Genomic DNA, 14,707 nt, shown 5'->3' with positions numbered 1-14,707 from the left:
GCCGCACCGTTCAGCGCGAGAAGGTACCCAGCCGGATCAGCGGGACCTGACGCTCCTCCGGCGTGAGGCCACCGTGCTGCCCGATCATGCCGCGACCGCGCTGATCGGCCGCCGTCCCGTCGTACACCGCTCCATTGCCGCGGGCCACGACCAGCAGATCCCCGATGCGCGATGCTGCGGCCTCCGTGACGGTGGGACCGAACAGCCCCGCCGCGATCGCCTCGCGGCGGGTCCCGATGTCGGCCAAGCCTTCGAGGTCGCGGCGCCAGCGGTCCGCCACGTGCGCCGCATCCGCGTCGGGCTCGACGTAGACGTGCAGCATGCGGGGCTCGCCGCCGATGTGGCGGACTCCCGCCAGGTGCTCGGCGTCGAGCACGACCTGACGATGCGCGGGCACGTCGAGCATGCCGTGATCGGAGGTGACGAGCACGCCGACGCCCGACGGGACGCGAACCGACAGCGCGGCGTCCACCTCTTCGAGGGCGGCGATCCACTGCGGGGAGTCCATGCCGTGCTTGTGCCCGGCTTTGTCGACCTCGGGCAGGTAGCAGTAGACGAGGGCGCCAGGGTGCCGCTCGGCGAGGTCGTAGGCCGCTTCGACGCGCTCCGCGGCGGTCTGCGCGGCCACGAAGTCGGCGCCGCGCAGCGTCGCCCGCGTGAAACCGCTTCGGGCGTACGCGGCGACACCGGTCGCGAAGGCGGGACGACCCTCGGCGCGTGCCCGCTCGAACACAGTCGGCGCGGCCTGCCAGGTAAGCGGGTCGAGCCCCTCCGACTCCCACCCCGTGAGCTGGTTCACGAGGACGTCGCGCGAAGGATCGAGCACGCGGTATCCGACCAGCCCGTGCTCGCCCGGCCAGACACCGGTGAGCAGACTCGTGAGCGCCGCGGCGGTCGTCGACGGGAACACCGAGTGCGCGACGTCCTTCTTCGCCATCCCCGCGGTGAGGGCGCGGGCGTGACCGGCGTGACCGCGCAGAGCGATCGCGCCGAGCCCGTCGACCAGCACGAGCACGACCGATTCCGCGGGCGGCAGGACGGCCGATTCGCCGCGCAGCGCGGCGAAGAGGTCGTCCGCCACCCCGACGACGCTCCGAGCTGCGGGCGACTCGGACGGTAGCATGAGGGACATCCGAGCCAGTCTGACACAGGCGTCGGTCCCCCCTCTGCCTCGCACCATCCAGGATGCCCATGCCGAAGACCCCGCCGCCCGAGCTCGCCCCGGAGAGAATCCAGGACATCGACCTCGAGAGCGAGATGCAGGGCTCGTTCCTCGAGTACGCCTACTCCGTCATCTACTCGCGCGCGCTCCCCGACGCGCGCGACGGCCTCAAGCCGGTGCAGCGACGCATCCTCTTCCAGATGGCCGAGATGGGCCTGCGGCCCGATCGCGGGCACGTCAAGAGCGCGCGCGTGGTCGGCGAGGTCATGGGAAAGCTCCACCCGCACGGCGACTCGGCGATCTACGACGCCCTGGTGCGTCTGGCGCAGGAATGGGCGCTGCGTGTTCCGCTGGTCGACGGCCACGGCAACTTCGGCTCGCTCGACGACGGCCCCGCGGCGGCCCGATACACCGAGGCACGTCTCGCCGCACCCGCGATGGCGCTGACGCAGGACCTCGATGAGGATGTCGTCGACTTCATCCCCAACTACGACGGCCAGTTCCAGCAGCCCGCGGTGCTCCCTGCCGCGTTCCCGAACCTGCTGGTCAACGGCGCGAGCGGCATCGCGGTCGGCATGGCCACCAACATGGCCCCGCACAACCTGATCGAGGTCGTCGCCGCTGCGACGCATCTGCTCGAGAACCCCGACGCCACGACCGAGGACCTCATGGAGTTCGTGCCGGGTCCGGACTTCCCGTCCGGCGGCATCCTGATGGGTCTCGACGGCGTGAAGGACGCGTACACGAACGGCCGAGGAGCCCTCAAGGTGCGCGGCAAGGTGTCGGTCGGGCCGCTCGGTCCGCGCCGCACCGGCATCATCGTGTCGGAGCTGCCGTACATGGTCGGCCCCGAGCGGCTGATCGAGAAGATCCGCGACGCGGTGCAGGCGAAGAAGCTCCAGGGCATCAGCGACGTCACCGACCTCACGGACCGCAACCACGGCCTGCGCGTGGCGATCGGCATCAAGACCGGCTTCGACCCGAACGCGGTGCTCGAGCAGCTGTACCGCCTCACCCCCCTCGAGGACTCGTTCAGCATCAACAACGTCGCCCTGGTGGACGGCCAGCCCCGCACGCTCGGCCTCAAGGAGATGCTCAGCGTCTACGTGAAGCATCGCCTCGAGGTCATCACGCGTCGGAGCCGCTATCGCCTCGCCCGTCGCGAGGAACGTCTGCATCTCGTCGAGGGCCTCCTGATCGCGATCCTCGACATCGACGAGGTCATTCAGGTCATCCGCTCGTCCGACGACTCGGAGGCGGCCCGCGGGCGCCTGCGCACGGTGTTCGATCTCAGCGAGCCGCAGGCCGAGTACATCCTCGAGCTCCGGCTGAGACGGCTCACGAAGTTCTCGCGCATCGAGCTCGAGACCGAGCGCGACGCCCTGCAGGCAGAGATCGCGGCCCTGCGCGAGCTGCTGGGCAGCGAGACGCTGCTGCGCGCGGCCGTCGCGAAGGAGCTGGATGCCGTGGCTGATGCCTACGGCACCCCGCGGCGCACCCTGCTCATGAACGCCGCCCCGCCGAAGCCGCGGGCCACCAAGGGCGCGGTGGATCTGCAGATCGCCGATGCGCCGACGGTGCTCGTCCTGTCGACGACGGGTCGCACGGTGCGTGTCGATCTCGGAGAGGGGCAGGAGCTGACGGCACCCGCTCGTCGCAGCAAGCACGACGCGATCCTGACGACCGTCGAGACGACCGTGCGCGCCGAGCTCGGGGCGCTGACCTCGGAGGGACGGGTGCTGCGCTTCTCCCCCGTGGATCTGCCCTCCGTGCCGTCCTCGTCGGTGCAGCTCGCCGCAGGCACCCCGCTGCGCGACTACCTCGGCATCACGACCAAGGGCGAGCGCGTGCTGGGCTTCGTGCGGTTCGACAGCGACGTGCCGATCGCTCTCGGCACCGCGCAGGGCACGGTCAAGCGCTTCGTGCCGTCGGCTCTCGCCGTGCGCCCGGACATCGAGGTCATCGGCATGAAAGCCGGCGACCGGATCGTCGGCGCGGCCGAGGCCGCGGACGACGCCGAGCTCGTCTTCCTCACGAGCGATGCACAGCTCCTCCGGTTCTCCGCGTCGACGGTGCGTCCGCAGGGCGCGGCCGCAGGCGGCATGGCCGGCATCAAGCTCGGCGCGGGCGCCTCCGTGCTCTTCTTCGGCGCAGTGCCCCCGGGAACGGATGCCGTCGTCGCGACGGTGTCCGGCGCCGAGAGCGTGCTGCCCGGCACCGACCCCGGCCGGGCCAAGATCTCGAGCTTCGCCGACTACCCGGCCAAGGGCCGTGCGACGGGTGGCGTGCGGGCGCACTCCTTCCTGAAGGGCGAGGACAGGCTCACGGTCGCGTGGGTCGGACCGGGTCCTGCGCAGGCTGTCGATCCGACCGGCGCGGTGCGCAGGCTCCCCGAACCCGGTGCCCGCCGTGATGCCTCGGGTCAGCCCGTCGACGGGGTCATCGGCAGCATCGGGCGGACTCTGGTCTGATGACCGGGGTGGTCACGATCGTCTCAGGCCTGCCGGGAGTCGGCAAGACGACGGTGGCCCGCGCGCTCGCCACGTCGGCATCGCGCGGCGTCCTGTTGGATTCGGATGCTGTGGGCGAGGAGTTCATCGTCTCAGGACTCGTCCTTCCCGGCGGCACCCCCGCGGAGGAGTCCGAGCGACAACTGACGCTCCGACGACGGAACCTGTGCATGCTCGCCGGAAACTTCGCCGCCGAGGGCTTCGAGGTCTTCATCTCCGACGTGGTGCTCTGGCCTCCACTTCTCGCGTCCTACCGCGCCGCGATCCCGGGAGAGCTCCGATTCGTGCTGTTGACCGCCGATGAGTCGACGATCGGCGCCAGGGACTCCGCGCGCGACAAGCAGGTCGCCGATGCGTGGTCGCATCTGCGCGCAGATCAGGATGCCTGGGCTTCGCCGGGTCTGCGACTCGACACCAGCGAACTCACCGTGGACGAGACGATCGATGCGGTGCGACGCGGTGAATCCGACGCGCGGTTGTCGTCGTCCTGGGTCTGACGAGCGGCGTCAGCTCGCGTACTCACTGCCGAGGCGGCACAGACCCGTCGCGACGATCTCGGCGACCTCACGCGCGTACGCACCGGTGGGGTCGAGGTCGGGGTCGAACACCGTCACCGAGGCGCCCCAGGCACGGGGAGCCAACTCCTGGAGCAGGCGCGTCAGCTCCTCCGGGGACAGGCCTCCCGGATCGGGGCTGTCGACCGCGGGCATGTGCTCCGGATCGAGCACGTCGACGTCGACCTGAAGCCAGAACCCGCGCTCGAGGCGCGGCGTCGCGAGCACATCGGCCGCAGCACGAGCCGCACCGTGCAGCACGATGCGGTCGGCCGGTATGGTGAGGGCGATGGTCTCCGACACCTCGTCGAGGTGCTCGTCGTCTCGACGGCATCCGATGTGCGCCGTGGCCTCGGCGTCGAAGTAGGGCCCGAGCCCGTCGAGGTCGGCGATCTCGGGCAGGTGCCGACCGATCGCGGCGGCGAGGTCCTCTCCGGCGAGTGCGCCGATCGCGGAGGTGTTGCCCGGATGCCGGAAGTCGGTGTGGCCGTCGACGTGCACGAGGCCACCTCGCTCTGTGACGCGCGAAGCCATTCCCGCGGCGATCACGAGGCTGCAGTCGCCGCCGAGCACGAGAGGGACGTCGCCGCGCCGACGGATGTCGACCACTCGCGCCGCGAGTCTCCGCGCGTGCTCCGCGATCGCGACCTGATTGCGCAGGGTGCGCGGATCGCGGCCGGGATCGTCCTCGTACCGGCCGGGGATCACGGCGCCGGCATCCCGCGCTCCGCGCGACTGCAGCGCCTCGTACAGTCCGGTCTCGCGCAGCGCTTCGGGCGCCTTGGCGGTGCCGGGGACCGACCCCGCCCTCGGTGGACGCAACCCGAGGTTCGTCGGCGCGGAGACGATCGCGATCATCCCCCCATCCTCGCAGTGCGCTTCCGGCGCGACGGGATCACAGGCGGAGCGCCAGGACGTTCGCCGTGAGCCCCGCCGCCGTGCCGCACAGGATCACCGTGTCACCCCGGCCGACGCGGCCGGCATCCAGTGCGCGGGCCAGCATGAACGGCACCGAGGCTGACACCATGTTCCCGAACGCGCGCACTTCGTCGACCCGGCGATCGGCGGGAACACCGAGACGGTCGAGCATGGGTCCGAGCGCGGCCGAGGCCTGATGCGGGACCCAGAGAGCGACGTCGTCCGGCGAGACGCCGGACCTCTCATGGAACCCGGCGAAGAACTCCGGGAGCACACGCATCATCGCGAGCAGGGCGCGCCGACCGTCCATGTCGAACAGGTAGTCGGCCCGGTCGGCGCTCGCGTACGCCTGCGCCGGCGAGCGCGACAGTCCGCCGCGGATCTCGGTGTCGTGCGCGTACGCGGGCCAGGTGCGTTGCGCGCTGGCGATGACCCCGCGGTCGGGATCGGTCGAGCGGCGCAAAACCACCGCGGCCCCCGCGTCGCTGAACAGCTCGAAGCTCTCGCGTTGCTCGGGGTTGAGGAATCGGGAGCCGACGTCGCCGGCGACGACGAGGATCATGTCGTGGTCGCCGGCGTCGAGGTATCGGGATGCGACGTCCAGCGCGGTGATGAAGCTCGTGCAGGTGGAGTTCACATCGAACGCCGCGGCGTGCCCTCGGAGCGTGAGCCGTTCGAGCACGAGTGCGGCCGTGCACGGGATCGGCTGGACGCCGGCGGCCGAGGCGCCGAGCACGAGGTCGAGATCCTCCGCGGCGATGCCCGCGTGCCGGAGCGCCTGCTCTGCGGCATCCACCAGCATGTCCAGGTGGGAGACGTCGTCGGCGATCCGGTGGCGCACCTCGTCCCCGAACCGCACGGCGTGCTCGGGCAGGGACGTGCCCCAGCCGGCGATCTCGCAGTTCCTCATGACCGTCCCTCCCCCGGGGCGCGCACCACGCGGCGCATCTTCACCGACCCGTCGTGAGCGTACGGCACGAACACGATCTCCGGGCGCTCGCAGGTCAGCCTGTCGGCGAGTCGATGCAACTCGGCCTCGACGCTCTGCCGCGATCGCTCGTCCACGACGTCGAGGGCGACCTCGATCCGCGATTCCCCGGTCTGCACGACGCGGTACTCCTCGAATCCTTCGGCGAACAGCAGGGCGCGGGAGACGAGGTCGGCGAAGACCGGGATGCTGCGTCCGTCCCGTCCACGAAGACGCAGTGTGTCCCCTTCACGGCCCTCTATGCGGTCGAGGGCCGTGAGCGCGCTGCCGCACGCGCAGGTCGAGGCACGCAGACGGAGGACGTCTCCGAGGCGATAGCGGACGATCGGCTGGGCGCGCCGCCGGAGATCCGTCACGATCGGCACGAAGCGCTGGTCGTCGAGCATCTCCCTCTCGACGAGCACCGAGTCCTCGTTCAGGTGCACCACACCGTGCTCGCAGGTGTGGGCGAGGAACCCCTCGGTGCACTGGTAGAGCTGGTGCAGCACGGGCTGCCGGAGCGCTGCGCGGATCCGCCGCTCGTCCGCGATCTCGAGCACCTCGGCGACTGAGTAGACCTTGTCCGGCACGATGTCGAAGTCCCCCGCGAGCGCCGCTCGGGCGATCAGGCCCAGGACCGACGGCGGGGCGACGAGGATCGTCGGGGCGTATTCGCGCAACAGGGCGATGTTCTCGTCCATGTCCGCGTACACGTCGAAATAACGGAAGGACACGACGCGAGACCCGACCGACTCGTACAGGCTGTTGTCGGCCCGGAGGAACAGGGCGATGCGGTGGCCGCGCAGTCGACCCCGCGGCAGCGTGCGGGCGAGGACCGTCCCCACCCACGCGTCCCGTTCGGCCGCGCTCACCACGAACAGCCCGCGGTGTCCGCTCGTGCCGCTCGACAGTCCCACCGACAGCCCGCCGAGGTCGGCGTCGAAGTCCCTCGACCGCTCGTTCGCCATCGCCAGGTCGAGCGCCTCGTCGCGGCGGACTCCGACCGTGGTCATCTCGTCGAAATTCGCCATCATGACGGCCTTGTCCATGAACGGCAGCTCTGCGAAGGACGCGTGGTCGAGCAGATCGCGGAAGTACGGCGACCGGCGGCGCAGGAACCGCAGGTGCGCGCGCAGCAGCCGCCGCTGACGCCTCTCGACCGCTCGGCGGGAGCGGAACGGTCGGAACCACCGTACGGCCGCGAACTCGCGGAGGATGCGCAGCGAGGACATCACGGCAGCAGTTCCGTGGCGCCGAGCGCGTCGTGGCTGCACACCACGCGGATCCCCGCATTGCTGATCGTCCGGAGCGCGAGGGCGGTCGCCGCGTACGCGTCGGCGTCGAACTGCACCGCCCGCGGGAGGGCGCGCAGACGCGGAACGGCGCCGATCAGGTCCGACCCCCAGGCCGCGTCGCCCGCGAGCAGGACCCGGCCCTCGACGAGCGCTCCGACATGGCCGTCCGCATGCCCGGGGAGCGCGAGGACCAGGTAGGACCCGTCGTCGAAGAGGTCGACCGCCGGTACGCGGACACCGCCCACCTCGTGATCGCGGAACTCCGCGTCCTCCAGGAGCCGTCGGCGAGCCCGCGGGAACCAGTCGGGGAAGAGACCGGGCAGGACGGCAGTGCGCAGTCGTGGTGAGGCGAGCGTCCGCGCGAGCCCGGCGGAGAGCACGAAGGTCGCGTCGGGAAAACGACTCACACCGCCGACGTGGTCGGGATGCAGGTGCGACAGCACCACGTGCGTGACGGAGGCCGGGTCCAGGCCGTCCTCCCGCAACCGGCGGGCCACGTCATCCGTATCGTCGACGATCGGGGGCAGGAGACGTCGGTACACGGCCCCTCGCCATCCCGTGCGCCACTCCCCGGTCGCATATCCGGTGTCGAACAGCACGCGACGCCCGTCCGGGCCGTCGTACAGGAACACCCCGGAGGGGAACTCCCGCACGCCGCGGGACTCTCCTCGGAACATCGCGCCGAGGTCGTGCGTCGTCCGGCCGCACACGTAGTGCCGCAGCCGCCCCGTCACGCGCGGATCCTCAGATCGGCGGCGACGTCCGCGAGCGCGTCGTCGAGCGTGACCTCCGGACGGTATCCGAGCTCCTCCTTCGCGCGCGTGATGTCCAGGGTCTGGGAGAACGCGATCGTGCTCAGGGTGTATCGCGTGAAAGGGGGCTCGGGGCGGCCCGGCAGCACGGCGTACGCGCCCTCCAACACCGTCGCCGCGGCCCAGGCCATCCGGCGGTTCACCGGGCGGAGTCGGGGCGTCTCTCCCAGCATCCCCAGCAACTGCACGAGGAGGTCGCGGAACGGCCGCGGGTCGTCGTTCGTGATGTTGTAGACACCGCCCTGCGAGTCTCCTCGGGTGAGAGCGAGGCGCAGCGCTGTCGCGACGTTCTGCACCGCTGTCACGTCGATGAGGGTGTGTCCATCGTCGAACAGCGGGACCCCGAGACGAGCGTGGACGTCGAGCAGGCGCGGCACGAGGCTCGGGTCGCCGACGCCGATGAGCCCGCGCGGCCGCACCATGACGAGCTCCGCCACGTCGCCGGCGCGCTGTGCCTCACGCAGTCGCATCTCGGCCGCGATCTTCGAACGGATGTAGCCGTTCAGCCTGTTGCGCGGGTACACCTCGTGCTCCCGGATGCCGACACGGTCGCGCGCCGCCGCATAGACGCTGGGCGATGAGACGTGCACGAGACGGCGCACGCCCGTCCGTCGTATGAACTCGACGACGTGCCCCGCGCCCTCCACGTTCGCCTCGTGGAAGTCGCGCCACGGCCCCCACGGTGTCGACAGTGCCGCGCAGTGGATCACCGCGTCGACGTCGAGGTCGAGGCTGCGCAGCGAGGCCAGATCGCCGACCACGCGGTAATCCTCGTCCACCAGGGCGGAGAGGACATCGCGACGACGCCCCGCGGCGAAGACCTCGTGCCCGTGCGCACGCAGATCACGCACGACGTGGCCGCCGAGGAACCCGCTCGCCCCCGTCACCAATACACGGGCTCCGGACATGGTCATCACCCTAGCCGTCCTATGGTGGTCGGGTGCGCATCGCGATGGTCACCGACTACTACCTGCCGACCCTCGGCGGTGTGCAGACCGTCATCAAGGCGCATCGCGAGATGCTCGAGGCGGCCGGGCACGAGGTCGTCGTGTTCACGCCTCTCGCCGCGCCGAGCTTCGATCCGCAGGTCGTGCGGCTTCCGAGCGCCCGCGGTTTCGCGCCGGACGGCTACCCCTTCACATGGACCCCCGGGGCGGCTGCGCGCACCCTCACGGCCGCGCTGACCGCACGGGACGTCGACGTCGTCCACGTGCACACCGAGATGTTCGCGGCTCTCGCCGGGTTCGAGGCCGCCCGCGCGCTCGGCCTTCCCGTCGTGCAGACCATGCACGGCCGCATCGACGTATACACACGCTCGGTGCTGCCGCTGCCGTCGATCACGACCGTGCTGCTCGCCGGTCTGCACCGCCGATACCTGAGCCACGATCGGGCGCGGATCGACGGCTCCGCCCCGTACACGCGGACCCGCACGGCACGCCGGATGTGGCGGCTGATGGTGAGCCAGGCCAATCATGCCGACCACGTGATCGTCCCCTCCGCGCATTTCGCACGCAAGCTCGTGGCCCAGGGCGTGGACACCCCGCTCACGGTGCTGTCGAACGGGATCGAGGCCTCGGTTCTCGACGCCGTCGGCGACCCGACGCCACGCCGCAGCGACGCAGACGGTGAGCTGCGGGTGCTGTGGTGCGGACGACTCTCCCCCGAGAAGCGGCCCGAGGTGTTCACGGAGGCGGTGCGTCTCACGCCCGGAATCCGCGCCGACATGCTCGGGGACGGTGTGTCCCGTGCCGCGGTCGCGCGGGCGGCCTCCCGCATCGGCGACGGACGTCTGGTCGTGCACGGCGGGGTACCGCAGTCCAGGGTGCTGGAGACTATGCGGTCCGCCCATGTACTGGTGTCGAGCTCGTTCGACTTCGACAACCAGCCCATGGTGATCCTCGAAGCCATCGCGAGCGGACTTCCCGTCATCGTGACGGACCCCGATCTCGCAGAGGCCCTCCCCACGGGCGCGGGCGCGGTGACCCCGTCACCGGATGCCGCCGGACTGGCCGCCGTGTTGCACGATCTGCGCGACAACTCGGAGCGCATCACCCGGATGAGCCTCGCCGCGATCGCCGGCCGGGACGGCGTCGCGCAGTCCACGCACGGCGAGGCGCTGGTCGACGTCTACCGCGCGGCGGTCACGCGTCGATCGACTCGCGCGACAGACGATCCGAGGAATCGATGATGAACTCGCGGCGCGGGGCCACCTCGTTGCCCATCAGCAGCTCGAAGACGCGACCCGCCGCCTCGGCATCCTCCATGCGCACCCGGCGCAGCAGCCGCCCGCCACGGTCCATGGTCGTGGAGGCCAGCTGCTCGGCGTCCATCTCTCCCAGGCCCTTATAGCGCTGGATGGGCTCGTGCCATCGCTTGCCGGCCTTGCGCAGCTTGGCGAGCAGCGCGTGCATCTCCTGCTCGCTGTACGTGTAGATCGTCTCGTTGGGCTTCGAGCCCGGGTTCATCACGATCACGCGGTGCAGCGGCGGCACGGCCGCGAACACCCGGCCGTGCTCGATGAGCGGCCTCATGTAGCGGTAGAACAGCGTGAGCAGCAGCGTGCGGATGTGCGCGCCGTCGACGTCGGCGTCGCTCATCAGGATGATCTTCCCGTAGCGCGCCGCGTCGATGTCGAAGCTGCGACCCGACCCCGCGCCGATCACCTGGATGATCGAGGCGCACTCGGTGTTGGAGAGCATATCGCCCACCGAGGCCTTCTGCACGTTGAGGATCTTGCCGCGGATCGGCAGCAGCGCCTGGAACTCGCTGTTGCGGGCGTTCTTGGCCGTGCCGAGCGCGGAGTCGCCCTCGACGATGAACAGCTCGCTGCGCTCGACCTCGTTGGTCCGGCAGTCGACGAGCTTGGTGGGCAGGGTCGAGGACTCCAGTGCGTTCTTGCGACGCTGGGTCTCCTTGTGGGCCCGTGCCGAGACGCGCGCCTTCATCTCGGCGACGATCTTGTCGAGCAGCTGGGTCGCCTGGCTCTTGTCGTCGCGCTTGGTCGACGAGAAGCGGGCGGCGAGATCCTTGCGGATCACCTGCGCCACGATCTGGCGCACGGCGGGCGTGCCCAGGACCTCCTTGGTCTGACCCTCGAACTGCGGCTCGGGCACGTTCACCGTGAGCACGGCCGTGAGACCGGCGAGCACGTCGTCCTTCTCGAGCTTGTCGTTCGCTCCGACCTTGAGCCGACGGGCGTTCTGTTCGACCTGGGCGCGCAGCACCTTGAGCAGCTCCTGCTCGAAGCCCTGCTGGTGGGTGCCTCCCTTGGGCGTCGAGATGATGTTCACGAACGAGCGGCTGATCGTGTCGTAGCCCGTGCCCCAGCGCATCGCGATGTCGACCGCGCACACGCGCTCGACTTCGGTCGCAACCATATGGCCGTCGGCCTGCAGAACCGGAACGGTCTCTTTGAAGGTGCCCTCGCCTTGGATGCGCCAGGTGTCGGTCACGGGAGCGTCGGTCGCGAGGAACTCGACGAACTCGGAGATGCCGCCCTCGTACAGGTACGAGGTCTCGTTCACGGTCGGCTCCGGCGTGCCCTCGCCCTCGGCGGGCGCGCCGGAGGCGCGGAAATCGCGGACGACGATCTCGAGTCCCGGCACGAGGAACGCGGTCTGTCGTGCCCGCGTCTCGAGCTCGCCGAGCTGGAACGCGGCGTCCTTCGTGAAGATCTGGCGGTCGGCCCAGTAGCGCACGCGCGTGCCGGTGACGCCGCGTGCGGTCTTGCCGATGACGCGCAGCTCGCTCTTCTGCTCGAAGGGCGTGAACGGCGCATCCGGCCGCTTCTCGCCCTTGTCGGCGAAGATGCCCGGCTCGCCGCGGTGGAACGACATCGCATAGGTCTTGCCGCCGCGGTCGACCTCGACGTCCAGTCTCTCCGAGAGGGCGTTCACGACCGAGGCGCCGACGCCGTGCAGACCACCGGATGCCGCGTAGGAACCGCCGCCGAACTTCCCGCCCGCGTGCAGCTTGGTGTAAACGACCTCGACGCCGGTCAGCCCGGTGCGCGGTTCGACGTCGACCGGGATGCCGCGGCCCTTGTCGTGCACCTCGACGCTGCCGTCGTCGTGGAGGATCACGTCGATCTTCGAGCCGTTGCCGGCGACGGCCTCGTCCACGGCATTGTCGATGATCTCCCAGAGACAGTGCATGAGGCCCGGGGAGCCGTTCGACCCGATGTACATGCCAGGGCGCTTGCGAACGGCCTCGAGGCCTTCGAGCACCTGGAGATGATGGGCGGAATACTCGGCGGTCACAATCTCCGATTCTATTCTCGGCATGCCCGACGAGGCCGCCGACACTCCCCACGGGGACCGACCCCGTCTCGAGCGCGTACGCTCCGAGCGAAACACGCCGTCAACCGGGCATGCATACAGGTGGGGCGTGGTTGTATTGAACACGCCCAGCAGCGAACCCGACACCATAGGAGGCACCGAGATGAACGCAACGACCGAACGTGAGACCTCCGCCGTCGAGTTCCGCCTGACCGCCATGGATCGATGCGACTCCTGCGGCGCTCAGGCCTACATCGCGGCCGAGGTCAACGGCTCCGAGCTTCTCTTCTGCGCCCACCACGGCCGCAAGTACGAGGAGAAGCTGCGCAGCATCGCCACGAGCTGGCACGATGAGACCGCTCGCCTGATCGACGCCGTCTGATCGTCCCGGAGCCCGTCACCTGACGGGCTCCTTCTGCATCCACTCCCGACTGTCAGTCGACGATCACGCGGTGCACGAACGGCGTCAGCCTCGTGAGGATCTCCTCGCCGACGGTGTCGATCCGTTCGGCCAGGGTGGTCGCGCTGCTCTCGCCGTGCTCCCCCGCGCCGAACAGGTGAACCTCGTCGCCGACCGCCATCCCGGACCATCCGGCGATCGTCGCGGACGTCTCGCCCACGAGCCGCAGCTCCCGCGGACCCGCCGGTGTGCCGACGAATGCGCCCGCCAGCGCGGACGGCAGCCCGTCGAACGAGCCGACGCCGATCAACGCGTCTCCGCCGCGGACGTCCACCACGGTCGCGCGGAGCTCAGCCACGGGCAGGATGCCCTCCAGATCGGGTCCGTCAGCCGAGCGGATGCCGTAACAGAAGGCTCCGATGCGAGACACGGTGCCCCGCAGCTCCGGACGCCACCACGATGCCGCGGACGCGGTGAGATGCAGCGCCTCCGGGGTCGGACCCGCCTGCTCCGCCGTGCGGATGGCGGTGAGGAAGACCTCCCGCGCCTCGTCGTCCTCCGCGTCGCTCGCCTCGGCCAGGTGGCTCCAGATGCCGACGAGGGACGCGTGTCCGGCGGCCTCCGCTGCCCGCACCCGCACGATCGTGTCGGGCCACTCCTCGGGGAGGAGCCCGTTGCGGTGCAGACCTGTGTCGATCTTGAGGTGGATGCGCGCAGCGATGCCGCGTGCCTCCGCGCGGGCGAGAACCCGGTCGAGGTACTCCGCCGTGCCGACGCCCAGATCGATCCGATGGTCGAGGGCCTCGTCGATCTCCTCGTCGGTCGACGTCGCCCAGGCGAAGATCTGCACATCCGTGTGCTCCGCCTGTCCGAGTCGGCGTCGGATATCGATGCCGCTGCGGATGTCGTACGAGCCGAACCGACGCACGCCCGCTTGGACAGCAGTGTCGACGGCCCAGGCGAGCCCGTGCCCGTAGGCCTGATCCTTCACGACGATCATGAGGTCGGAGGGCGCGATGCGCTCGCGCACGGCGGCGATGTTCGCGAGGAAGCGGTCGGTGCGGATGCGCAGCTCGGGACGGCTCATGCCTCCCACCCCCGGTCCGCGTGCGCGGCGGTGACCGCCAGGAGCTCGGCGTCGCCGAGGCCCGTGATCTCGCTCCAGCGGGTCAGCGCCCGCGCCGCAGGACCCGAGCCGCCGAAGTAGGTCGCCTCTGTGCCCGCAGCGGTGATCGCGGCATCCTGAAGATCGACGACGCACACGTCCATCGCGACGCGGCCGACGATCGGCCGCAGCCGTCCGTCGATCTCGACCTCCGCACGATTGCCGAGAGCACGCATGATCCCCTGCGCGTAACCGCCCGTCACCAGCGCGACCGTCGTCGGAGCCTCAGCGCGGAACGTGTAGCCGTACGACACGGCGTCGCCGGTCTTGAGCGGCTTGGTGGACAGCACCCGGCCCGCCAGGCGCAGCACGGGGGCTGTGTTCGACGAACCCGCGAGTCCGTAGAGCAGGCGCGGATCGATGTCCGGTTCGCCCGTCGTCACCGCGACGATCCCGTCCTGCGCGAGCGCCTCGACCTGCTCCGCCGAGTCCACGCGCACCGCACCGGCACCGGCGACCGTCGCTGCCCGCGCCACGGCCCCGATCCCGTGCCCCCAGGCGTCGCGTCGCAGGTCGGCCACAGTGCCTCCGGCGGCGACCGCGGCGGCTGCGGCGGTCGCGAGCGCGGATCGCGAGATCAACGCGCGCGGGCGGGAACTGGAAGACGTCTCACACACCCGACCAGCCTAACTCCGCCCTCCCAGGAT

At 70.4% G+C, this 14,707-nt stretch carries 13 protein-coding genes; 4 read left to right on the top strand and 9 right to left on the bottom strand.

Features of this window, described 5'->3' with window-relative positions; genetic code table 11:
• Nucleotides 1-10: 10 nt before the first annotated feature.
• A complete protein-coding gene (locus tag AKH00_RS01020; RefSeq protein ID WP_050720876.1) occupies nucleotides 11-1,132 on the bottom strand; it encodes an alkaline phosphatase family protein in 1,122 nt (373 codons plus the stop codon).
• A 59-nt stretch (nucleotides 1,133-1,191) separates the two neighbouring features.
• Between AKH00_RS01020 and AKH00_RS01015 the strand changes: the two genes are divergently transcribed.
• Both AKH00_RS01015 and AKH00_RS01010 read left to right on the top strand, forming a co-directional pair.
• Nucleotides 1,192-3,633 carry a DNA gyrase/topoisomerase IV subunit A gene (locus AKH00_RS01015; RefSeq protein WP_082297335.1) on the top strand — a complete coding sequence of 814 codons (2,442 nt, stop codon included), beginning with the start codon at nucleotides 1,192-1,194 and terminating at the stop codon, nucleotides 3,631-3,633.
• The gene (locus tag AKH00_RS01010) at nucleotides 3,633-4,169 is read left to right on the top strand and encodes an AAA family ATPase (RefSeq protein ID WP_050720874.1); all 537 of its coding nucleotides are present in this window, start codon (nucleotides 3,633-3,635) and stop codon (nucleotides 4,167-4,169) included. The genes AKH00_RS01015 and AKH00_RS01010 overlap by 1 nt, the downstream gene beginning before the upstream one ends.
• A gap of 9 nt (nucleotides 4,170-4,178) precedes the next feature.
• Here AKH00_RS01010 and AKH00_RS01005 read toward each other — a convergent pair whose 3' ends face one another.
• Genes AKH00_RS01005 through AKH00_RS00985 form a run of 5 tightly spaced genes read right to left on the bottom strand, consistent with a single transcriptional unit; the run spans nucleotide 4,179 to nucleotide 9,126 of the window.
• Nucleotides 4,179-5,084: an arginase family protein gene (locus tag AKH00_RS01005; protein ID WP_082297334.1), complete on the bottom strand. Its 906-nt coding sequence runs from the start codon at nucleotides 5,082-5,084 to the stop codon at nucleotides 4,179-4,181.
• 37 nt (nucleotides 5,085-5,121) lie between these two features.
• Nucleotides 5,122-6,054, bottom strand: a complete 933-nt coding sequence (locus tag AKH00_RS01000; RefSeq protein WP_050720873.1) for a 3-oxoacyl-ACP synthase III family protein — start codon at nucleotides 6,052-6,054, stop codon at nucleotides 5,122-5,124.
• Complete coding sequence (locus tag AKH00_RS00995; protein WP_050720872.1) at nucleotides 6,051-7,343, bottom strand: F390 synthetase-related protein; 1,293 nt, start codon at nucleotides 7,341-7,343, stop codon at nucleotides 6,051-6,053. The genes AKH00_RS01000 and AKH00_RS00995 overlap by 4 nt, the downstream gene beginning before the upstream one ends.
• Complete coding sequence (locus AKH00_RS00990; protein WP_050720871.1) at nucleotides 7,343-8,140, bottom strand: MBL fold metallo-hydrolase; 798 nt, start codon at nucleotides 8,138-8,140, stop codon at nucleotides 7,343-7,345. Before AKH00_RS00990 ends, AKH00_RS00995 begins: the two co-directional genes overlap by 1 nt.
• Nucleotides 8,137-9,126, bottom strand: coding sequence for an NAD-dependent epimerase/dehydratase family protein (locus AKH00_RS00985; protein ID WP_082297459.1), 990 nt, complete (start codon nucleotides 9,124-9,126; stop codon nucleotides 8,137-8,139). The genes AKH00_RS00990 and AKH00_RS00985 overlap by 4 nt, the downstream gene beginning before the upstream one ends.
• A 32-nt stretch (nucleotides 9,127-9,158) precedes the next feature.
• Between AKH00_RS00985 and AKH00_RS00980 the strand changes: the two genes are divergently transcribed.
• Nucleotides 9,159-10,406 (top strand): glycosyltransferase, encoded by a 1,248-nt coding sequence (locus tag AKH00_RS00980; RefSeq protein ID WP_050720869.1) that lies wholly within the window; start codon nucleotides 9,159-9,161, stop codon nucleotides 10,404-10,406.
• On the opposite strand, the gene AKH00_RS00975 is transcribed toward AKH00_RS00980, so the two are convergent.
• Nucleotides 10,360-12,501 carry a DNA gyrase/topoisomerase IV subunit B gene (locus tag AKH00_RS00975; RefSeq protein ID WP_082297458.1) on the bottom strand — a complete coding sequence of 714 codons (2,142 nt, stop codon included), beginning with the start codon at nucleotides 12,499-12,501 and terminating at the stop codon, nucleotides 10,360-10,362. The genes AKH00_RS00980 and AKH00_RS00975 overlap by 47 nt on opposite strands.
• A 157-nt stretch (nucleotides 12,502-12,658) precedes the next feature.
• On the opposite strand from AKH00_RS00975, the gene AKH00_RS00970 reads away from it, so the two are divergent.
• The gene (locus tag AKH00_RS00970) at nucleotides 12,659-12,877 is read left to right on the top strand and encodes a DUF7455 domain-containing protein (RefSeq protein WP_050720867.1); all 219 of its coding nucleotides are present in this window, start codon (nucleotides 12,659-12,661) and stop codon (nucleotides 12,875-12,877) included.
• Nucleotides 12,878-12,929: 52 nt separating this feature from the next.
• Here the strand turns inward: AKH00_RS00970 and AKH00_RS00965 are convergent, their stop codons facing one another.
• Nucleotides 12,930-13,982 (bottom strand): alanine racemase, encoded by a 1,053-nt coding sequence (locus tag AKH00_RS00965; protein WP_050720866.1) that lies wholly within the window; start codon nucleotides 13,980-13,982, stop codon nucleotides 12,930-12,932.
• Nucleotides 13,979-14,677 (bottom strand): alanine racemase C-terminal domain-containing protein, encoded by a 699-nt coding sequence (locus AKH00_RS00960; protein ID WP_235556649.1) that lies wholly within the window; start codon nucleotides 14,675-14,677, stop codon nucleotides 13,979-13,981. Before AKH00_RS00960 ends, AKH00_RS00965 begins: the two co-directional genes overlap by 4 nt.
• Nucleotides 14,678-14,707: the final 30 nt, after the last annotated feature.

It is taken from the genome of Microbacterium sp. GCS4 (genome assembly GCF_001262495.1).
Taxonomy (GTDB): Bacteria; Actinomycetota; Actinomycetes; order Actinomycetales; family Microbacteriaceae; genus Microbacterium.
This window is presented reverse-complemented; position numbering and strand designations above follow the sequence as displayed.